20 protein-coding genes and 1 other RNA gene are annotated in these 18,504 nt (G+C 64.4%); 7 read left to right on the top strand and 14 right to left on the bottom strand.

Translation table 11 applies throughout. The features are described 5' to 3' along the window. Positions 1-9 precede the first annotated feature (9 nt). Positions 10-1,785 carry an acetolactate synthase 3 large subunit gene (locus ACVISU_RS32280; RefSeq protein WP_050401889.1) on the bottom strand — a complete coding sequence of 592 codons (1,776 nt, stop codon included), beginning with the start codon at positions 1,783-1,785 and terminating at the stop codon, positions 10-12. Positions 1,786-2,138: 353 nt separating this feature from the next. Next, positions 2,139-3,068, bottom strand: a complete 930-nt coding sequence (miaA, locus tag ACVISU_RS32275; protein WP_456709615.1) for a tRNA (adenosine(37)-N6)-dimethylallyltransferase MiaA — start codon at positions 3,066-3,068, stop codon at positions 2,139-2,141. On the opposite strand from miaA, the gene serB reads away from it, so the two are divergent. Continuing rightward, on the top strand, positions 3,067-3,969 hold the full coding sequence (gene serB / locus ACVISU_RS32270) for a phosphoserine phosphatase SerB (RefSeq protein ID WP_456709614.1): 903 nt from the start codon (positions 3,067-3,069) through the stop codon (positions 3,967-3,969). The two genes, miaA and serB, sit on opposite strands and share 2 nt — an antisense overlap. A 110-nt stretch (positions 3,970-4,079) precedes the next feature. Here serB and ACVISU_RS32265 read toward each other — a convergent pair whose 3' ends face one another. From ACVISU_RS32265 to ACVISU_RS32210, 12 genes are all read right to left on the bottom strand, one after another. Beyond that, on the bottom strand, positions 4,080-5,576 hold the full coding sequence (locus ACVISU_RS32265; RefSeq protein WP_456709613.1) for a Do family serine endopeptidase: 1,497 nt from the start codon (positions 5,574-5,576) through the stop codon (positions 4,080-4,082). A 186-nt stretch (positions 5,577-5,762) separates the two neighbouring features. Next, a complete protein-coding gene (locus tag ACVISU_RS32260; RefSeq protein ID WP_456709612.1) occupies positions 5,763-5,963 on the bottom strand; it encodes a DUF2065 domain-containing protein in 201 nt (66 codons plus the stop codon). Positions 5,964-6,050: 87 nt separating this feature from the next. Beyond that, complete coding sequence (gene hflC, locus ACVISU_RS32255) at positions 6,051-6,950, bottom strand: protease modulator HflC (RefSeq protein ID WP_456709611.1); 900 nt, start codon at positions 6,948-6,950, stop codon at positions 6,051-6,053. Beyond that, complete coding sequence (gene hflK / locus ACVISU_RS32250) at positions 6,947-8,089, bottom strand: FtsH protease activity modulator HflK (RefSeq protein WP_050401894.1); 1,143 nt, start codon at positions 8,087-8,089, stop codon at positions 6,947-6,949. Before hflK ends, hflC begins: the two co-directional genes overlap by 4 nt. 144 nt (positions 8,090-8,233) lie before the next feature. Beyond that, positions 8,234-8,746 (bottom strand): dihydrofolate reductase, encoded by a 513-nt coding sequence (locus ACVISU_RS32245; protein ID WP_456709610.1) that lies wholly within the window; start codon positions 8,744-8,746, stop codon positions 8,234-8,236. After that, on the bottom strand, positions 8,746-9,231 hold the full coding sequence (locus ACVISU_RS32240; RefSeq protein ID WP_050401896.1) for a GNAT family N-acetyltransferase: 486 nt from the start codon (positions 9,229-9,231) through the stop codon (positions 8,746-8,748). The genes ACVISU_RS32245 and ACVISU_RS32240 overlap by 1 nt, the downstream gene beginning before the upstream one ends. Beyond that, on the bottom strand, positions 9,231-10,025 hold the full coding sequence (locus ACVISU_RS32235) for a thymidylate synthase (RefSeq protein WP_050401897.1): 795 nt from the start codon (positions 10,023-10,025) through the stop codon (positions 9,231-9,233). Before ACVISU_RS32235 ends, ACVISU_RS32240 begins: the two co-directional genes overlap by 1 nt. A gap of 175 nt (positions 10,026-10,200) precedes the next feature. Continuing rightward, entirely contained in the window at positions 10,201-11,181 is a 981-nt protein-coding gene (locus ACVISU_RS32230) for a tripartite tricarboxylate transporter substrate binding protein BugD (protein ID WP_456709609.1), read from the bottom strand. Positions 11,182-11,316: 135 nt separating this feature from the next. Next, complete coding sequence (locus ACVISU_RS32225) at positions 11,317-12,831, bottom strand: tripartite tricarboxylate transporter permease (RefSeq protein ID WP_063695371.1); 1,515 nt, start codon at positions 12,829-12,831, stop codon at positions 11,317-11,319. 7 nt (positions 12,832-12,838) lie between these two features. Beyond that, positions 12,839-13,339, bottom strand: a complete 501-nt coding sequence (locus tag ACVISU_RS32220; RefSeq protein WP_050401899.1) for a tripartite tricarboxylate transporter TctB family protein — start codon at positions 13,337-13,339, stop codon at positions 12,839-12,841. Positions 13,340-13,432: 93 nt separating this feature from the next. Continuing rightward, complete coding sequence (locus ACVISU_RS32215) at positions 13,433-13,966, bottom strand: chromate transporter (RefSeq protein ID WP_456709608.1); 534 nt, start codon at positions 13,964-13,966, stop codon at positions 13,433-13,435. Further along, positions 13,963-14,574 (bottom strand): chromate transporter, encoded by a 612-nt coding sequence (locus ACVISU_RS32210; protein WP_050401901.1) that lies wholly within the window; start codon positions 14,572-14,574, stop codon positions 13,963-13,965. Before ACVISU_RS32210 ends, ACVISU_RS32215 begins: the two co-directional genes overlap by 4 nt. A 76-nt stretch (positions 14,575-14,650) precedes the next feature. Between ACVISU_RS32210 and ssrA the strand changes: the two genes are divergently transcribed. The 6 genes from ssrA to ACVISU_RS32180 all read left to right on the top strand — a co-directional run bounded on the left by ssrA (position 14,651) and on the right by ACVISU_RS32180 (position 18,438). Continuing rightward, positions 14,651-15,017, top strand: a transfer-messenger RNA (tmRNA) gene (gene ssrA, locus ACVISU_RS32205). A 145-nt stretch (positions 15,018-15,162) separates the two neighbouring features. Further along, positions 15,163-15,684: an SspB family protein gene (locus ACVISU_RS32200; RefSeq protein WP_050401902.1), complete on the top strand. Its 522-nt coding sequence runs from the start codon at positions 15,163-15,165 to the stop codon at positions 15,682-15,684. Between the two features lie 177 nt (positions 15,685-15,861). Continuing rightward, on the top strand, positions 15,862-17,277 hold the full coding sequence (gene fumC, locus ACVISU_RS32195; protein ID WP_050401903.1) for a class II fumarate hydratase: 1,416 nt from the start codon (positions 15,862-15,864) through the stop codon (positions 17,275-17,277). A gap of 276 nt (positions 17,278-17,553) precedes the next feature. Beyond that, a complete protein-coding gene (locus ACVISU_RS32190; protein WP_083992083.1) occupies positions 17,554-17,757 on the top strand; it encodes a DUF4169 family protein in 204 nt (67 codons plus the stop codon). Beyond that, complete coding sequence (locus ACVISU_RS32185) at positions 17,754-18,029, top strand: ribbon-helix-helix domain-containing protein (RefSeq protein WP_021077181.1); 276 nt, start codon at positions 17,754-17,756, stop codon at positions 18,027-18,029. Before ACVISU_RS32190 ends, ACVISU_RS32185 begins: the two co-directional genes overlap by 4 nt. Positions 18,030-18,084: 55 nt before the next feature. Next, on the top strand, positions 18,085-18,438 hold the full coding sequence (locus tag ACVISU_RS32180; RefSeq protein ID WP_456709607.1) for a VOC family protein: 354 nt from the start codon (positions 18,085-18,087) through the stop codon (positions 18,436-18,438). Positions 18,439-18,504: the final 66 nt, after the last annotated feature.

The raw sequence follows: 18,504 nt of genomic DNA, 5'->3' as shown, positions 1-18,504 counted from the left end.
ACCCTCACATCACACCAGCGCCTTGCCGCCGGAGAAGGCCTTCGCGGTGGCTTCATCGTTCGCTTCTTCCGGCAGCAGCATCTCGTTGTGCGCCTTGCCCGACGGGATCATCGGGAAGCAGTTCTCGAGCGCCGCGACGCGGCAGTCGAACAGCACCGGGCGCTTGATCGAGATCATCTCCTTGATCGCGCCGTCGAGATCGGACGGTTTGGTCGCCTGCAGGCCGACGCAGCCATAGGCGTCGGCGAGCTTGACGAAGTCCGGCAGCGCTTCGGAGTACGAATGCGACAGCCGGTTGCCGTGCAGCAGTTGCTGCCACTGCCGCACCATGCCCATGTACTGGTTGTTCAGGATGAAGATCTTGATCGGCAGCTCGAACTGAACCGCGGTCGACATCTCCTGGATCGTCATCTGCACCGAGGCGTCGCCGGCGATGTCGATCACCAGGCTGTCCGGATGCGCAACCTGCACGCCGACCGCGGCCGGCAGGCCGTAGCCCATGGTGCCGAGACCGCCCGAGGTCATCCAGCGGTGCGGCTCCTCGAAGCCGAAGAACTGCGCGGCCCACATCTGGTGCTGACCGACTTCGGTCGTGATGTAGGTGTCCTTGCCGCGGGTCAGCTCGAACAGGCGCTGGATCGCGTATTGCGGCAGGATGATATCGTTGTTCTTGCGGTAGGACAGCGAGTTGCGCGCGCGCCATTGCGCGATCTGCTGCCACCACGCCTTGATGTCCGGCTTCCTGGCTTCGGCCTTGAACACCTGCAGCAGGTCGCCGAGCACGTTGCCGGCATCGCCGATGATCGGCACGTCGACGCGGATGTTCTTGTTGATCGAGGACGGGTCGATGTCGATGTGGATCTTCTTCGAGCCCGGCGAGAACGCATCGACGCGGCCGGTGATGCGGTCGTCGAAGCGCGCGCCCACGCACAGCATGACGTCGCAATCATGCATCGTCATGTTGGCCTCGTAGGTGCCGTGCATGCCCAGCATGCCGAGCCAGTTCGGACCCGACGCCGGATAGGCGCCCAGCCCCATCAGGGTCGAGGTGATCGGGAAGCCGGTCGCCTCCACCAGCTGACGCAGCAGCTTCGAGGCCTCGGGACCCGAATTGATCACGCCGCCCCCGGAATAGATCACGGGACGTTTGGCGTTGGCGAGCATCGCCACCGCCTTGCGGATCTGGGTCGCATCGCCCTTCACGCGCGGCGTGTAGGAGACGTGCACGTCAGACTTGCGCGGCGGATGATAGGTGCCGGTCGCGAACTGCACGTCCTTCGGCACGTCGACCAGCACCGGACCGGGCCGGCCGGTGGTGGCGACATAGAACGCCTCATGCAGCACCCTGGCGAGGTCGTTGACGTCGCGCACCAGCCAGTTGTGCTTGGTGGCGGGCCGCGTGATGCCGACCGTGTCGCATTCCTGAAAGGCGTCGTTGCCGATCAGGTGGGTCGGCACCTGGCCGGTGATGCAGACCAGCGGGATCGAATCCATCAGCGCGTCGGTCAGCGGCGTCACCATGTTGGTCGCACCGGGCCCCGACGTCACCAGCACCACGCCGGGCTTGCCGGTCGAGCGGGCATAGCCTTCGGCGGCATGGCCGGCGCCCTGCTCATGGCGGACCAGGATGTGCTCGACTTCGCTCTGCTGGAAAATCTCGTCGTAGATCGGAAGCACCGCACCGCCGGGATAGCCGAAGACATGCTGCACGCCGTGATCGATGAGCGCGCGCACGATCATCGCGGCGCCGGTCATCTGATTGGGATCGTGGCTCTTGTCGGTCATGGTTCGCTCCGGATGCGCTTGTTTTTGCGCGGCTTTTGTCAGTTCTGTCAGGTCTGCTTCGGACAATAAAAAGGGGCCCCAGAGGCCCCATGCACACCGCCCGAATTTGGATGGCAGCTAGCCATCCCCGGCGGTGTGCCTGGGTACGACGGCGATAAGCAGTTTGGTAATAATGTTGCGCACGAGACGACCCAGTCTTCCCAAAGGTTGCGCGAACATAGCGGCCAAAGCCCGAATGTCAAGGCAAGGCCCGCAGTTTCGCGATTTTTGAAGTGTAACGGGGTTCCGACCGTTCGGCGAGTGTTTTTGCGCGGAGCAACGCGCATGGCAGCCGGGCGCGCGGCGGCGCCGGGCTATGGGATGAGGCTCTCCAGCCGCTCCCTCGCCGCCTCTGGCGCGACCCACTCGAATTCCGGGAGCTTATGGCGAAACCAGGTGAACTGGCGCTTGGCGTAGTGGCGAGTGTCGGCGCGACCGATCTCGGCGGCCTGGTCCCGGCTGATCTCGCCCTTGAGGTGACGGATCAGCGCCGGGACGCCATGGGCCTTCATGGCCGGCAACAGCGGATCAAGCCCGCGCGCGGCCAGCGCCGCGACCTCGTCGAGCGCACCGGTGTCGAGCATCGCACCGAACCGGGCGTCGATCCGCGCATAGAGCCACTCGCGCTCGGGCGCCAGAAACAGCGCGTGGAATTGGCCCGGCGGCAGCAGTGGCGGCAGGCCGTCGCGATGCCAATCCGGCAGCGGCCGGCCGGTGGCCTCCACGACCTCGAGCGCCCGTGCGATGCGGGTGCGGTCGCGCGGCTTCAGCCGTTCGGCCGACACCGGATCGCGCGCCGCAAGCTCGGCATGCAGCGCCTCGACGCCATGCTGTTCCAGCCTTGCGCGCACCCCGTCGCGCACATCGGCCGGGATCGGTGGCACCGCCGACAGGCCACGCGTCAGTGCGCTGAAATAGAGGCCTGAGCCGCCGATGAAGATCGGCAGCCGTCCCTGCTCACGCGCCTCGCCCAGCACTTTTGCCGCGTCAGTCACCCAGGCCCCCGCGGAGAAATTCACGCCGGCGTCGACATGGCCATAGAGCCGGTGCGGAACCTGCGCCTCCTCATTGGCGGTCGGCCGCGCCGTGATGACCTTGAGGTCGCGATACACCTGCATGGAGTCGGTGTTGATCACGACGCCGCCGGTCCGCTGCGCAAGCTTGAGCGCCAGGGCCGACTTGCCGCTGGCGGTCGGCCCTGCGATAAGCACTGCCCTGTCCAACAATCCTGAATGCGCCTGCATGTCCCTCGTTGCCACGCTGATCTGCAATCCTGCAAGCCCTGCGCTCGATTCCACCATCGTCGACGGTGCGCGGGCCGTGCTGCCTGCACCGGGCCCGGCGCAGTGGCTGTTCGACGAGGTCGCCGTCGACATTCCCTTCGAGAGCCCGGACATCGGCAGGGATAGCATCAAGGCCATCGAACTAGGCCTGCGCCAGGCCCGCGGCGACCTGCCGATCGACGTTGTGGTGCAGCCTCGGATTGGTCGGCGCAAGAAGCTTTTTCTGGCCGACATGGATTCGACCATGATCGGCCAGGAGTGCATCGACGAACTCGCCGATTTCGCCGGGCTGAAGGCCCATGTCGCCGCGATCACCGAGCGCGCGATGCGCGGCGAGATCGAGTTTGAATCGGCACTGCGCGAGCGCGTTGCGCTGCTCAAGGGCCTGCCGGTCGGCGTGGTCGACGAGGTGCTGGACAAGCGCATCACGCTGACGCCGGGCGGCCGCGAGCTGGTCATGACGATGCGCGCGCACGGCGCCTATACCTGCCTGATCTCCGGCGGCTTCACCCTGTTCACCAAGGTGGTCGCGGAGAAGATCGGCTTCCAGGAAAACCGCGCCAACCAGCTGCAAGTCGCTGACGGGAAGCTGACCGGCGCGGTCGTCGAGCCGATCCTCGGCCGAGCCACCAAGCTCGCCACCCTGGTCGAGCTCACCGAATCCTTCGACCTCGACGACATCGACACGCTGGTGGTCGGCGACGGCGCCAACGATCTCGGCATGATCCAGGCCGCAGGCCTCGGCGTCGCCTATCACGCCAAGCCGGCGGTCGCGGCCGCAGCCGTGGTGCGGATCGACCATGGCGACCTCACCGCACTGCTGTATGTGCAGGGCTATCGGCGGGACGAGTTCGCGGCGTGACGCCACGCACTTCGCCGTCATGCCCGGGCTTGACCCGGGCATCCATCTTCCTTTGCAAGAACTTCGTTGGATGATGGATTGCCGGATCAAGCCCGGCAACGACCACAGTCCTACTGCACGCCGAGCGCGACGAAGCGCAGTTCGCCATCGCCATTGGAGACCAGTAGCAGCACGGACTTCTTGCCGTCCTTCTTCAGCTGGTCGACGCGCTTCTTGATGTCGGCGGCGCTCGACACCGCCTCCTGCGCCACCTCGACGATGACGTCGCCGGCCGACAGCCGCTTCTCGGCGGCGTCGGAGGCGCTATCGACGCCGGTGACGACGACGCCCTTCACGCTGTCCTTGATCTTGTACTTGGTGCGCAGGTCCTTGCTCAGCGCTGCGAGGTCGAGCCCCAGCGCCTTCTGGGTCACCGGCTTCTCGGCGGTGTCGTCCTTCGGCTTGGCGTTGGCCTGCTGAACCTTGTCGTTGTCCTCGAGCCGGCCGAGCGTGACCTTGCGGGTCTCCTCATTGCCCTTGCGGATGATGATGACGTCGACTTCCTTGCCGACCGCGGTGTCGGCGACGATGCGTGACAGATCCTTGGGGTCCTTGACGTCCTTGCCGTCGAACTTGACGACGACGTCGCCCGGCTCGATGCCGGCCGGCTTGGCCGGGCCCTTGTCGTCGACGCCGGCAACCAGCGCGCCGCGCGCCGGCTTGATGTTGAGGCTGTCGGCGATCTCGTCGGTGACCTGCTGGATGCGAACGCCGAGCCAGCCGCGGCGCAGTTCGCCGAACTTCTGCAGCTGGTCGACGACGCCCGCCACCGTCTTCGACGGCACGGCGAAACCGAGGCCGATCGAGCCGCCGGTCGGGGAGATGATCAGGGTGTTGACCCCGATCACCTCGCCATCGAGGTTGAACAGCGGACCGCCGGAATTGCCGCGGTTGATCGCGGCGTCGGTCTGGATGTAGCTGTCATACGGGCCCTGGCTGATGTCGCGGTTCTTGGCCGAGACGATGCCCGCGGTCACCGTGCCGCCGAGGCTGAATGGGTTGCCGATCGCGACCACCCAGTCGCCGAGACGGATCTTGTCGCTGTCGCCGAACTTGACCGCGGTGAGCGGCTTCGGCGGCTTGAACTTCAGCACCGCGAGGTCGGTCTTCTTGTCGACGCCGACCAGCTCGGCCTTGATCTTGGTGCCGTCGTTGAGGATGACGTTGATCTCGTCGGCATCGGCGATCACGTGGTTGTTGGTGACGACGATGCCCGCGGTATCCACGATGAAGCCCGAGCCGAGCGAGTTGGTCTTGCGCGGCTGGAACTCGCCGCTCTTGTCGCCGCCCTTGCCGGGCGGGCCGCGGCGGTTCTTGAAGAAGTCGTCGAAGAATTCCTCGAACGGCGAGCCCGGCGGCAGCTGCGGCATCGTCCGGTCCTTGGCCTCGATCGTCTGCGACGTCGAGATGTTGACGACGGCGTCGATCACCTTCTCGGCGATGTCGGCGATGCCATCGGGGCCGCGTGCGAACGCCGGCACGGAGCTCAGCATGCTCGCAGCACCGATCGAGATCGCAGCTCCCATCATGCGGAGGCGGCGGCTCAGGGCTGGTCTGGCAGCGATCATGTCGGAGTTTCTCCAGGCAAACGGGTTCAAATGAGCTGGTCGCAGTATGCGCCCGTGGTTACAGAGTGCGCCCGAACGGGCATATGGCGCAAGCATCTCAGCCGGGCATTTCGGCGAAAAACCGGCCGCGCGAGGCTCACGATTATGTTCATTCCGGCGCGATCAGCGCGGTGGAACAGGCAATGCTCAGCGCCGTACCGCCCAGATCAGAACAAGTCCCGCGACCGCCGAACCGATGCCGACGACGCGCAGGATGTTGTCGGGCGTGGCCAGCGCGCTCTTCATCGCCCGGCGCATCCAGGCGGGGCTTGCCGCAAACAGGATGCCTTCGAGCACGAACAGGATTCCCAACCCGATGAGGAAGTCGCCGAACGCTATGGACTTCATCGGATCGCAGCCTCCCAATTGATGCTTGTTGTTCTATTGAACGCGGCGACGCGTCGTTCGCGTCGCCGCCGTATCGTGATCGTGACGTTACTGTTTCGGCGCCGCGGCCGCCTCGGACGGCCTACCGCTGGCACTGCCGAAGTATCTGAAGAATTCCGAGTCCGGCCGCAACAGGAAACGCGTGTCGTTCGGCTTGAGGCCGTTCTCATACGCCGTCATCGAGCGATAGAACGCGAAGAAGTCCTTGTCCTTGCCGTAGGCTTCGGCGAACAGGCGGTTGCGCTCGGCATCGCCCGCACCGCGGGTCTGATCCGCGGCCGAGTTCGCCTCGGCGACGATCACGGTCGCTTCGCGATCGGCCTTCGAGCGGATTTCCTGCGCCTTCTGGTCGCCCTGGGCACGGAACTCGGCGGCTTCGCGCTCGCGCTCGGTCTTCATCCGGTTGTAGACCGCCTGGCTGTTCTGCTCCGGCAGGTCGGCGCGGCGAATCCTGACGTCGACGACCTCGATGCCGTAGCCGTCAGCCTCCTTGTCGAGCTGTTCGCGGATGCGCTGCATCAGCTTCTCACGATCGTCGCGCACCACCGTGATGAAGGTGACCTCACCGAGCACGCGGCGCAGCGCTGCGTTGAGCAGCGTGGTCAGCTGCAGATTGGCGGCCTGGATCGAACCGACGCTGGTGTAGTAGCGCAGCGCATTCTTGATGCGATAGCGCGCGAAGGCATCGACCACGAGCCGCTTCTGGTCCGAGGCGATCACTTCCTGCGACGGGTTCTCCAGATCGAGGATGCGCTTGTCGACGTTGATCACCGAATTCCACGGCGCCTTGAAGTGCAGGCCGGGCTCGGTGACGACATCGACCGGCTCGCCGAACCGCAGGACGATGGTCTGCTCGGTCTGCTGCACGGTGAACACCGAGCTGTAGCCGACGGCGAGCACGATGAAGAGAACGATCAGGGACACGATGCCGGTGACGGGGGACCTCATCGGGTGGCTCCCTGCTGCTGGCCGGTCGTGGCCGGCGCCGCCGGCGGACGCCGCGTGGTCAGTTCGCCGAGCGGAAGATAGGGCACGATGTTCTGGCCCTGGCCGCCGTCGTAAACCAGCTTCTCGGAGCTGCCGAGCACTTTTTCCATGGTCTCCAGATAGATGCGCTCGCGCGTCACGTCGGGTGCCTTCTTGTACTCTTCATAGACTTTCAGGAAGCGCGCGCTCTGGCCCTTGGCCTCGGCGACCGCCTGCTCCTTGTAGCCCTCGGCGGCCTGCTGGATCTGCGCCGCACGGCCGCGTGCTCCCGGCACAATGCTGTTGGCGTAGGTCTGTGCCTCGTTCTGCTTGCGCTCGAGGTCGGCGCGAGCAGCCTGGACGTCGCGGAATGCGTCGATCACCTGCGCCGGCGGATCGACCTTCTGCATCTGCACCTGCGTGATCTGGATGCCGGCGTTGTAGCTGTCGAGCGTCTTCTGCATCAGCTCCTGCACGCTCTGCTCGGTGACATTGCGCGCCCCGGTCAGGATCGGCTGGATCTGCGAGCGGCCGATCACCTCGCGCATCGCGCTCTCGGCAACCGCCTTCACGGTGCCTTCCGGATTCTGGATGTTGAACAGATAGGCGCCTGCTCCGCCCGGCTTGATGCGCCACAGCACGGTGAAGTCGACGTCGACGATGTTTTCGTCGCCGGTCAGCATCAGGCTCTCTTCCGGCACGTCGCGCATGCTGCGGCCGCGGCGGGCGGGATCGTCGATCAGGGTCATGCCGATCGAGATCGTGTTGACGCGCAGCGCCTTCGGCAGCAACACCGTCTCGATCGGATACGGCAGGTGATAGCGCAGGCCCGGCTGCGCATCGCGGACGTACTTGCCGAACCGCAGCACGACGCCGAGCTCCTCGGACTGGACGCGGAAGATGCCGGTCGCGAACCAGATCGCCAGCGCGGCGACCAGCACCAGCGCGATACCCATGCCGCTGAGATGACCGCCGGGCAGCCACTGCTGCAGCCGGTCCTGGCCGCGCCGCAGCAGATCCTCAAGATCCGGCGGCCTCGGCCCGGCTGACTGCGGACCCGTGCCCCACGGCCCTTTCGGACCCGAGCCCCACGGCCCTCCGCCCTGATTTTTCCACGGCATCAAACATCTCCTCGGCAAGTCCGGGCGGGACGCCCGGGCTCGAATGTCCGGCCCGGTTATAGGGGACCGTCAGGGCCCTTACAACGCAAGCTTCCTGGCCCGACGAGCTATGCGCCGGGGCATAATTGTCAATGCAAACATTGGTTAACCCCGGCCGCGCCGACGATATGTCACATAGGAGAAGTCGACGCTGTCATCCGGACCTGCCGGATTTCGCACACGCGCGACCTCTTCCCACGCCTTGGTATCGATTTTGTCGAACCGTGTATCGCCGTCCGGGCTGGCGTGAACCTCGGTGATCTCAAGCCGGTCGGCGATGCCCATCCACTGCGCATAGATTTCAGCGCCGCCGATGATTGCAATTTCAGTGGCGAAACGCCGCAGCGCGTCACCAAGCGCAATTGCGTGGGCGTTCTCGAACGAATTGGTGACGACGGCGCCGCGCGCACGGTAGTTCGCATCGCGCGTCACCACGATGTTGGTGCGTCCCGGCAGCGGCCTGGGCAGGGATTCGAAGGTCTTGCGTCCCATCACGACAGGCTTGTTCAGCGTGATCGCCTTGAGGCGTCGCAGATCCGATTTGAGCCGCCACGGAATGGCGTTGTCCTTCCCGATCACGCCGTTTTCGGCGACCGCGACGACGAGCACGATCTCCATCAGCGCGCTCCTTCCGCGAGCGCCGACAGCGCAGGACCGGAGACGCGGCAGATCGTCCATTCGTCCATCAGCTCGGCGCCGAGCGACTTGTAGAACGCGATCGACGGCGCATTCCAGTCGAGCACCGCCCATTGCAGGCGCGACCAGCCATTGGCGAGGCATTGCTTCGCCAGATGCACCAGCAGCGCCTTGCCGATGCCCTTGCCGCGCAGCGCCGGGCGCACGAACAGGTCTTCGAGATAGATGCCGTGGCGGCCGGCGAAGGTCGAGAAGTTGACGAACCAGACCGCGAAGCCGGCCGGCTCGCCGTTCCATTCCGCGATGTCGCAAGTGAGCCGCGGGCTCGCGCCGAACAGCGCCTCGGCGATATCGGCCTCGCTGGCGTGGACCTCGTGCAGCAGCTTTTCGTAGTCGGCGAGTTCGCGGACCAGCGAGAACACCAGTCCGGCCTCATCGGGCCGCGCGCGGCGGATGGTGAGCGACATCAGACCGCGACTTCGGCCTTGATGTGCGGATGCGGGTCGTAGCCCTCGAGTTTGAAGTCCTCGTAGCGGAACGCGAAGATATCCTTCACATCGGGGTTGATCGCCATCGTCGGCAGCGGCCGCGTCGGCCGCGTGAGTTGCAGCCGCGCCTGCTCGAGATGGTTCGAGTAGAGATGCGCGTCGCCGAGCGAATGCACGAAATCGCCGGGCTTGAGACCTGTCACCTGCGCGACCATCATGGTCAGCAGCGCATAGGAGGCGATGTTGAAGGGCACGCCGAGGAAGACGTCGCCGGAACGCTGATAGAGCTGGCAGGACAATTTGCCGTTCGCGACATAGAACTGGAACAGGCAATGGCACGGCGGCAGCGCCATCTTGTCGACCTCGGCCGGATTCCAGGCGCTGACGATCAGCCGCCGCGAGTCCGGATTGCGCTTGATCATCTCGATCACGTTCGTGATCTGGTCGATGCTGCGGCCATCAGGCGCGGGCCACGAGCGCCATTGCGAGCCGTAGACCGGGCCGAGATCGCCGTTGGCGTCGGCCCATTCGTCCCAGATCGTGACGCCGTTGTCGTTGAGATATTTGATGTTGGTGTCGCCGGCGAGGAACCAGAGCAGCTCGTGCACGATCGCCTTCAGCGGCAACCGCTTGGTGGTCAGCATCGGGAACCCGGCCGACAGGTTGAAGCGCATCTGGTGGCCGAAGATCGATAGCGTGCCGGTGCCGGTGCGGTCGTGCTTCTCCGCGCCATCGGCGAGGATGCGTTCGAGCAGGTCGTGATACTGGTTCATGGCGTCTGTTTCAGGCCTTCGAGAGAGCGGCGAATTTAGCGGCGGAGGCGGCCGGCCGACACGCTGATTCGGCTGGATACAGCGATTATACCCCGAAAAATGAACACTCCTGCGTCAAACGACAAGGGGCGGAACTCGCGTTCCGCCCCTGCGCTATCCGCCTGATCACGTTGAGTTAAGTCGCCGGCTTCAGCACCGGGGTCCACTTCGCGATCTCGTTCTTGACGAGGGTGGCCAGCGCCTCCGGCGTTCGGTTGGCGGGCGCCGGAATCACGCTGCCGAGCTCGAGCAGGCGCTTGCGCACATTGTCGTCGTCGAGCGCCTTGATCGCCGCGGCATTCAGCGTGGCGATGATGGCGGGCGAAGTTCCCTTCGGCGCGAAGATCGCGTTCCAGGCCTGGGCCTGGAAGGCCGGCAGGCCGGCCTCTGCCGTGGTCGGGACGTTGGGCAGCGACGGATTGCGCTCCGGAGTGGCGACCGCATAGGCCTTGATGGTGCCGGCGTTGATCTGCGGCACCGCGTTGACGATCTGATCGCACATGTAATCGACCTGGCCGGCGACCAGCGCATTCATGGCGGGGCCGGTGCCGTTGAACGGCACGCCGACCGGCTTGACGTCGAGGATCGAATTCAACAGCTCGCAGGAGGCATGCGAGACCGAGCCGATGCCGGCATGCGCGGCGTTGACCTTCTCGGCATTGGTCTTCACGTAGGCGACGAATTCCTTCAGATCCTTCGGCGGGAAATCCTTGCGCGCAAGGATCAGGATCGGCGTGCCCGCGAGCAGCGCGACCGGCTCGAAATCCTTTTCCGGGTGATAGGCGAGCTTCGGATAGAGCGGCACGGATGCAGCGTGCGTGCCCATATGTCCGGTGACGAGTGTGTAGCCGTCGTTGGCGGCGCGAGCGGCACGTGTCGTCGCCGTGGTGCCGCCGGCGCCGACCACGTTCTCGATGACGATGCTTTGTCCGAGTGTCTGCGCCATGTGCGCGGTGACGATGCGCGAGATGACGTCGGTCGGACCGCCGGCTGCGAACGGCACGATCATGGTGATGGTGCGCGTCGGATAGTTCTGCGCGGACGCCGGCACGGCGAATGCGCTCAGCGCGGCAAATGCCGATAGGCATGCGCCCGCAAGCGAGCGAATGGACATCATCTCAATTCCTCCCGGGAACATTTGACCAATAAAAATGCCGGCCAAATCGGCCGGCATTTTCATTTCATGAGACGACATCGAGTGTCGATTCGACTTCCGCCTGCGGCGCGCCGACGCAGGCGCGCAGCAATGATCTTATCCCTCGGACTCCACAAACACTTCGTCGCGCTTCGCACGCAAGGTCGGCAGCACGGCGAGCACCAGCAGGCCCGCAGCGATCGCCAGCAGCACCGCCGACAGCGGCCGCGACAGGAACACGCTCCAGTCGCCGCGCGAGATCAGGAGTGCGCGACGAAGGTTCTCCTCCATCAGCGGGCCCAGCACCATGCCGAGCAGCAGCGGCGCCGGCTCGAAATCGTGCTTGATCAGCCAGTAGCCGACCAGACCGAATGCGCCCGCCAGGACGACGTCGACCGGCGCGTTGTTCACCGAGTAGATGCCGATCGCGCAGAACACCACGATCGAAGGGAACATCAGCCGGTACGGCACGCGCAGCAGACGGACCCAGATGCCGACCAGCGGCAGGTTGATGATGATCAGCATCAGGTTGCCGATCCACATCGAGGCGATCATGCCCCAGACCAAATCGGGCTGCTTCTGCATCACCTGCGGGCCCGGCACGATGCCATGAATGGTCATCGCGCCGACCATCAGCGCCATCACCGCATTCGGCGGAATGCCGAGCGTGAGCAGCGGAATGAACGAGGTCTGCGCCGCGGCGTTGTTGGCGCTTTCCGGCGCCGCCACGCCCTCGATCGCGCCGCGGCCGAACCGCGACGGATTCCTCGCCAGCTTCTTCTCCAGCGTATAGGCCGCGAACGAGGCGATCACGGCGCCGCCGCCCGGCAGGATGCCGAGGATCGAGCCGAGCACCGTGCCGCGCAGAATCGCGGGCGTGGAATCCGCCAGATCCTTTTTGGTCGGCATCAGGCCGGTGATCTTCTGCTGCACTAGGTTGCGGTCCATTTCCGCACCATGGTCGAGATTGCGGATGATCTCGGCGAAGCCGAACACGCCCATCGCCACCGTGGCAAAGCCGAGGCCGTCGGCGAGCTCGGGGATGTTGAAGGCCATGCGCGAGGCGCCGGTCTCGATGTCGGAGCCGACCATCGACAGCAGCAGGCCGAACACGATCATCGCGATCGCCTTCAGCACCGAGCCCTTGGCGAGCACCACCGCGAAGATCAGGCCGAGCACCATCAGCGAGAAATACTCGGCCGGGCCGAACGCCAGCGCGAGCTTGGTCAGCGGCGCGCCGAGCACGGCGATCAGCACGGTTGCGACGCAGCCGGCGAAGAACGAGCCGATCGCGGCGATCGCCAGCGCCGGACCGGCGCGGCCCTGCTTGGCCATCTGGTGACCGTCGAGCGCGGTGACCACGGAGGTGGCCTCACCCGGAATATTGACCAGGATCGAGGTGGTCGAGCCACCATATTGCGCACCGTAGTAGATGCCGGCGAGCATGATCAGCGCGCCCACCGGCGGCAAGCCGAAGGTGATCGGCAGCAGCATCGCGACGGTGGCGATGGTGCCGATGCCCGGCAGCACGCCGACCAGCGTGCCGACCAGCGCACCGATCAGGCACATCAGAAGGTTGATCGGCGAGAACGCGACCGCGAAACCGTGGGCGAGATTGGCAAACAGTTCCATCACGCCCTCACTGGATCAGGAAACGCGGGAACATCGGCATCGGAAGTCCCAGCACATAAGGAAACAGAAGCGCGCAGCCGAGCGTCAGGCAGGCGCCGACAATGATGGCCTCGAGCCATCGTGTCTCATGCGAGCCGAGCGCTGCGATCAGGAAGGCGGCAAAGGCGGAGACGACGAGCCCGAGCGGACGGATCGCGACCGCGAAGAACACGATCGCGGCCGATACGAACAGCGGGCCGCGCCAGGAATAGGCCGCGATGTGCGGGCCGTCCTTCAGAATTCCCATCAGCGCGACGGCGCCGCCGAGCAACAGCAGCAGCACGGCGAACATGCGCGGCGCCGTTCCCGCGCCGAACGAAAATCCGTGCATGCCCTGCAGATCGCTCGAAGCCCACAAGGCAAACAGCGCAACCGCCATCATGGCGAGCCCGCCGACGAAGTCCTGCGGACCGCGCACCCATTCCGGCAAGATCGATTTGACCGGCGCCTCGCTTGGCGTATCGCTCATGACTTCGCTTCCCCCGTCAGGGCTGTCCCGCCCGTTGTGATTGAATGGCTTGGCTTGTGGTGCGTTGACCGAAAGCCTTGCTAGCGATTTTCGTCAGACAACGCCAGCAAAACCCAAGAGACCTCCGGCAAGCAACATCCATAAGGGATTGATCCGTGTCGCAAAAGCAAGCGCAGCTGCGACAATGGTGATCAGGACGGCGATCCAACTTTGGTCTGACGTCTGCGCCACGATCAGGCCGGAAGCGGCCATCAGGCCGATCGAAAGCGGAACCAATGCAGCCTGAATGATTGCCGGCCAGCGCGCGTCGCGCGAGCGATCAAGGAAACGGCTCACATAATAGGCAAGCAGCGCGGTCGGTCCGCACATCGCGACCGTCGCGGCCAATGCCCCGGCGACGCCTGCGACAGAATAGCCTATCAGCGTCACGATCAGCACGTTCGGTCCCGGCGAGAGCTGCGAGATCGCGAACATGTCGGCGAATTGCTTCTCAGTCAGCCAGCGATGCACCTCGACGGCGGCGCGGTGCATTTCGGGGATCGCCGAATTGGCCCCGCCGACCGCAAACAGCGACATCAGACCGAAGGTCCAGACCAGCGCGGCGATCGGATTGGACTCCGAGCTCATGCCTTCACCATGCGTCGCGCCAAAACTGTCGTCGCAATGCTGAGCGGGACCGCGACCAGCAGCACGATCTGGAGCGGCCACCGGATCAGACCGATCGCGACGAAAACCGCGGACAAAATAACCAGCCCTGTGACATCGCGTCGCTTCAGCAGCGGCATCATCATCTTGAGGACGACCGCGAACAGCAGCCCGACCGCGGCACAGGCGACGCCGGCGAGCGTCCGGCGCAACACGTCGATATCGCCGTAGCGGGCATAGAGTGCGGCAAGGATTGTCGCGATCACCATCGGCGGCCCGACCAGCCCGGCGAAGGCCGCAAGCCCGCCGGCGATGCCGCGAAAGCGCGAGCCGAATACAACCGACAGGTTGACGATGTTCGGGCCTGGCAGGAAATGGCACAGCGCGAAGGTCTCGTTGAACTCCTCCGCGGTCATCCAGCCGTGCTGCTCGACGATCGACCGCCGTGCCCAGACCAGGACCCCGCCAAAACCGGCCAGCGACATCCTGGCAAAGGCCAGGAACAGCTCGAGCAGGCCAGGCTGATGGGCCGGGGATGGTGCGGAGGCATCCGGCGCCGGGGCGGCAGCCGGCGGGGATTCCGGGGGCATGGCCAAATCTAGAACGGCGTCAGGACGCCGGCCAAACCAAATCGGCGTGTTTTCACACCTGAACAAGCCTGAATCGGCTCTGTTTTTCTCCGTTCGGGCCGCCTATATTGGGGGTGCCGGTTCGCCGGCTATGGAAATAAATGACCGTCGCAATAAACCATTCGGACCCGGGGGCGGTACCCGGCGCCTCCACCAAAACCCATCCCGAGCGCCTTGCTCTGGTGGCTTTCGGCGGGGGCGAAATAGGATCGACGAGGGCGTAAAGGGCGTGTTTTTTCTCGGTATGGTTCCGCCGTTATCGGGCTAATGCAATAGTTGCCAACGACAACTTTGCTCCGGTTGCTCAGGCTGCGTAACGCAGTTTGAAAGACCAACTTAAAGTCCTAACGGGTTAAGCTCCGTTAGGCGGGGTTCGGAGGCACCTGGCAACAGAAGCCTCCACTTTATTTCCGATCGGGCGTCCGCCCGCATTATGAGGTGCCGGCCCTGCTGATTTCCGGCTCCCGGCGGGGTAACATCTGGCCAAAAGGGCGAGTCGGGAGGGTCCGGCGGCGCCTCACCGGCCATTTTCGAAGCGACAGGATCACCATGGCGACCGATCACATCCGATATGACGTGCTGGCGCGCGACGCGCTGCGCGGGGTGCTGCGCCGGGTCTTGTCGGACGCGGCTGAACATGGCCTGCCGGGTGAGCACCATTTCTACATCACCTTCCTCTCGCACGGCGATGGCGTGAAGCTGTCACCGCGGCTGCTCGCGCAGTATCCGGAGGAGATGACCATCATCCTGCAGCACCAGTTCTGGGATCTGGTGGTGACCGAGGACCGGTTCGAGGTCGGGCTGTCGTTCGGCGGGATTCCCGAGCGGCTCAGCGTGCCGTTCGCCGCGGTGACCCGCTTCCTCGATCCGTCCGCACCGTTCGATCTGCGGTTCGACGTCTCGGATGCGTTGTCCGAGGAGGCCCCTCCCGCCACGGCGCCTGCCGCTCCCCTTCCCGCACCGGCCGCCCGGGCGGCAGCCGAGACCGAGACGGCCGAGACCGAGCCGGAGCCCACAAAGCCCGGCGAAGGCGCCGAGGTCGTACGGCTGGACCGCTTCCGCAAGAAATAATCTAAACGCTGGTCGATCCTCGACCTTGTAGGATGCTCTCGACGGCCGGGATGACAGATCGTCATCCCGGACTATCTTCTGCTTGAACGTGCTTCCGCGCGGACGCCTTTCGCATTGTCGCGGCGGAAAGCCGGCGTACCGCCGGACCACGTTCCGATGACGCAACGGAGAGCATGCATGGCTCAATCGACGACACCATCCAACGCCGCCACCCGCAGCGAGACCGACAGCTTCGGTCCGATCGACGTCGCCGCCGATCGCTACTGGGGCGCGCAGACCGAGCGCTCGCGCCAGAACTTCAAGATCGGCCACGACCGGATGCCGATCGCGATCATTCATGCACTCGCCATCGTCAAGCTCGCCGCAGCCGAGACCAATCGCGAACTCGGCCAGCTCGATGCACGCCGCGCCGACGCCATCATCGGCGCCGCCAGGGAAGTGATCGAGGGCAGGCTCGACGATCATTTTCCGCTGGTGGTCTGGCAGACCGGCTCGGGCACGCAAACCAACATGAACGTGAACGAGGTGATCGCCAACCGCGCCAACCAGATGCTCGGCGGCGAGCTCGGCGCCAAGCAGCCGATCCATCCGAACGATCACGTCAACATGAGCCAATCGTCGAACGACTCGTTTCCGACCGCGATGCATATCGCAGCCGCCGAGCGCATCATCGCCGACCTGATCCCTGCCCTCACCGAGCTGCATCAGGCGTTGCACCAGAAACAGGAAGCGTTTGCCAGGATCGTGAAGATCGGCCGCACGCATACCCAGGACGCAACGCCGCTGACGCTCGGCCAGGAATTCTCCGGCTACGCCGCGCAGGTCGAGAGCGGCATCGCGCGGCTGCATACCGCGGTGAAGGAGCTGTTTCCGCTCGCGCAGGGCGGTACCGCCGTCGGCACCGGGCTCAACTCGAAGCCGGAATTCGCCAACGCCTTCGCCAGGCATGTCGCCGAGATCACCAAGCTGCCGTTCACCAGCGCGGCGAACAAGTTCGAGGCGCTGGCCTCCAACGACGCCTATGTGCTGGTGCATGGCGCGATCAATTCGGTGGCGACCGGCCTGTTCAAGATCGCCAACGACATCCGCTTCCTCGGCTCGGGCCCGCGCTCGGGCCTCGGCGAATTGATCCTACCGGAGAACGAGCCGGGCTCGTCGATCATGCCGGGCAAGGTCAATCCGACCCAGTGCGAAGCCATGACCATGGTCTGCTGCCAGGTGTTCGGCAATCAGACAACGATCACCGTCGCTGGCAGCCAGGGCCATTTCGAGCTCAACGTGTACAAGCCCGTATTGGCATATTGTATGATAAATTCCATTCAGTTGCTGTCCGACGTTGTCCGCTCATTTACTGAGCATTGCGTTGTCGGCATACGCGCCGACGAAAAGCGCATCAACGAATTGATGCAGCGCTCGCTGATGCTGGTGACCGCCCTCGCGCCAAAGATCGGTTACGACAACGCAGCCAAGGTCGCCAAGTCGGCGCACGCAAACGGAACGACGTTGAAGGAAGAGGCTTTGCGCCTTGGATTCGTGTCAGCCGACGAATTTGATCGCCTCGTGCAGCCGGACAAAATGACACACCCCGGCTGAGCGAACGACGCGCAATGTCCGGATAATTACGGTCACTGCGCGTGATATAATTATGGACCATAACTCCTAAAGACTAAGGCGAGTTACCTATCAGCTCTGCGTTGGCGCATGGTACAGACGTCTAGTTTTCGCAGAGCGAAACGGATTCTTTGATGCTATCACGAGCATCAGATGGGGATTCGGGATGGATATCGAGCCGGGCGCCTAGCGCGATCGCTCTTGCTTTCGTCACGATGCATCACCAATTCCGCTCTGGGGACGATAAGGACGACGAGCATGGGCGACGTGGTCAACTTGAAACGATTCAAGAAGCGCGGTGAGCGCGAACAAGCAGCAAAGCAGGCCGAAGCCAATCGTGCGCTATTCGGTCGCACCAAATCCGAACGAGCGCGTGACGAATTTCTCGGCGAGCGCAGTGAGCGTGTGCTCGATCAGCACCTCCTAAACCAGCAGCGTATCGAAAGTGGAGACGCATCATGAAGTCTCCCGTCGTCAAGCGTTCGATCGTCGTCGCCGGTCACAAGACCAGCGTCAGCCTCGAAGAGGCCTTCTGGAACGGCATGAAGGAGATTTCCGGACTGCGGAACATGACGCTGTCGGAATTGGTCGGCGAGATCGACAGCAATCGCCAGCAGGGCAATCTATCCTCGGCGATCCGGCTTTTCGTGCTGGACTACTTCCGCTCGCGCGCCACCCCGGCGGTGCCGACGGATGTCAGGCCGCAACAGGTCGACACGCGCCAGCAAGCCTGATTGCCTTGCCGACCGCCGCTTCGGCAGACTGTCGTTTCGCCGCGCGGACTTCAGCATGAAGGTCAATCGCATCGTCGCGAACGTTGCCGCATCGGATGTCGCGGCAGCGAAGTCCTTCTATCGCGACATCCTCGGCCTCGAGCCGCTGATGGATTTCGGTTGGGTTGCGACCTACGGCTCATCCGAAACGATGCAGGTTCAAATCAGCTTCGCTTCCGAAGGCGGTTCCGGCACGCCGGTGCCCGATCTCTCGATCGAGGTCGACGACCTCGACGAAGCACTGCACCGGATGAAGGGCGCAGGCATTGCGATCGAATACGGACCGGCGGACGAGCCATGGGGCGTGCGGCGCTTCTTCGTCCGCGATCCCTTCGGCCGGCTGATCAATATTCTCCAGCACCGATCGTAAGCGCTGGATTGCTGTTCCGACGCGTTTTCATCTCGCGAACCGGCACCCACTTCACTTGAAGATGCA

Source organism: Bradyrhizobium sp. USDA 4452 (assembly GCF_054063575.1).
The sequence above is the reverse complement of the archived record's forward strand: the minus strand, read 5'-3'. Positions and strand labels throughout refer to the sequence as shown.

Bases quoted from the DNA above. Each gene is read 5' to 3' on its own strand.
- ACVISU_RS32280 (WP_050401889.1), bottom strand. From the start codon at position 1,785: ATGACCGACAAGAGCCACGATCCCAATCAGATGACCGGCGCCGCGATG.
- serB (WP_456709614.1), top strand. From the start codon at position 3,067: ATGTCCCTCGTTGCCACGCTGATCTGCAATCCTGCAAGCCCTGCGCTC.
- miaA (WP_456709615.1), bottom strand. From the start codon at position 3,068: ATGCAGGCGCATTCAGGATTGTTGGACAGGGCAGTGCTTATCGCAGGG.
- ACVISU_RS32265 (WP_456709613.1), bottom strand. From the start codon at position 5,576: ATGATCGCTGCCAGACCAGCCCTGAGCCGCCGCCTCCGCATGATGGGA.
- ACVISU_RS32260 (WP_456709612.1), bottom strand. From the start codon at position 5,963: ATGAAGTCCATAGCGTTCGGCGACTTCCTCATCGGGTTGGGAATCCTG.
- hflC (WP_456709611.1), bottom strand. From the start codon at position 6,950: ATGAGGTCCCCCGTCACCGGCATCGTGTCCCTGATCGTTCTCTTCATC.
- hflK (WP_050401894.1), bottom strand. From the start codon at position 8,089: ATGCCGTGGAAAAATCAGGGCGGAGGGCCGTGGGGCTCGGGTCCGAAA.
- ACVISU_RS32245 (WP_456709610.1), bottom strand. From the start codon at position 8,746: ATGGAGATCGTGCTCGTCGTCGCGGTCGCCGAAAACGGCGTGATCGGG.
- ACVISU_RS32240 (WP_050401896.1), bottom strand. From the start codon at position 9,231: ATGTCGCTCACCATCCGCCGCGCGCGGCCCGATGAGGCCGGACTGGTG.
- ACVISU_RS32235 (WP_050401897.1), bottom strand. From the start codon at position 10,025: ATGAACCAGTATCACGACCTGCTCGAACGCATCCTCGCCGATGGCGCG.
- ACVISU_RS32230 (WP_456709609.1), bottom strand. From the start codon at position 11,181: ATGATGTCCATTCGCTCGCTTGCGGGCGCATGCCTATCGGCATTTGCC.
- ACVISU_RS32225 (WP_063695371.1), bottom strand. From the start codon at position 12,831: ATGGAACTGTTTGCCAATCTCGCCCACGGTTTCGCGGTCGCGTTCTCG.
- ACVISU_RS32220 (WP_050401899.1), bottom strand. From the start codon at position 13,339: ATGAGCGATACGCCAAGCGAGGCGCCGGTCAAATCGATCTTGCCGGAA.
- ACVISU_RS32215 (WP_456709608.1), bottom strand. From the start codon at position 13,966: ATGAGCTCGGAGTCCAATCCGATCGCCGCGCTGGTCTGGACCTTCGGT.
- ACVISU_RS32210 (WP_050401901.1), bottom strand. From the start codon at position 14,574: ATGCCCCCGGAATCCCCGCCGGCTGCCGCCCCGGCGCCGGATGCCTCC.
- ACVISU_RS32200 (WP_050401902.1), top strand. From the start codon at position 15,163: ATGGCGACCGATCACATCCGATATGACGTGCTGGCGCGCGACGCGCTG.
- fumC (WP_050401903.1), top strand. From the start codon at position 15,862: ATGGCTCAATCGACGACACCATCCAACGCCGCCACCCGCAGCGAGACC.
- ACVISU_RS32190 (WP_083992083.1), top strand. From the start codon at position 17,554: ATGGGCGACGTGGTCAACTTGAAACGATTCAAGAAGCGCGGTGAGCGC.
- ACVISU_RS32185 (WP_021077181.1), top strand. From the start codon at position 17,754: ATGAAGTCTCCCGTCGTCAAGCGTTCGATCGTCGTCGCCGGTCACAAG.
- ACVISU_RS32180 (WP_456709607.1), top strand. From the start codon at position 18,085: ATGAAGGTCAATCGCATCGTCGCGAACGTTGCCGCATCGGATGTCGCG.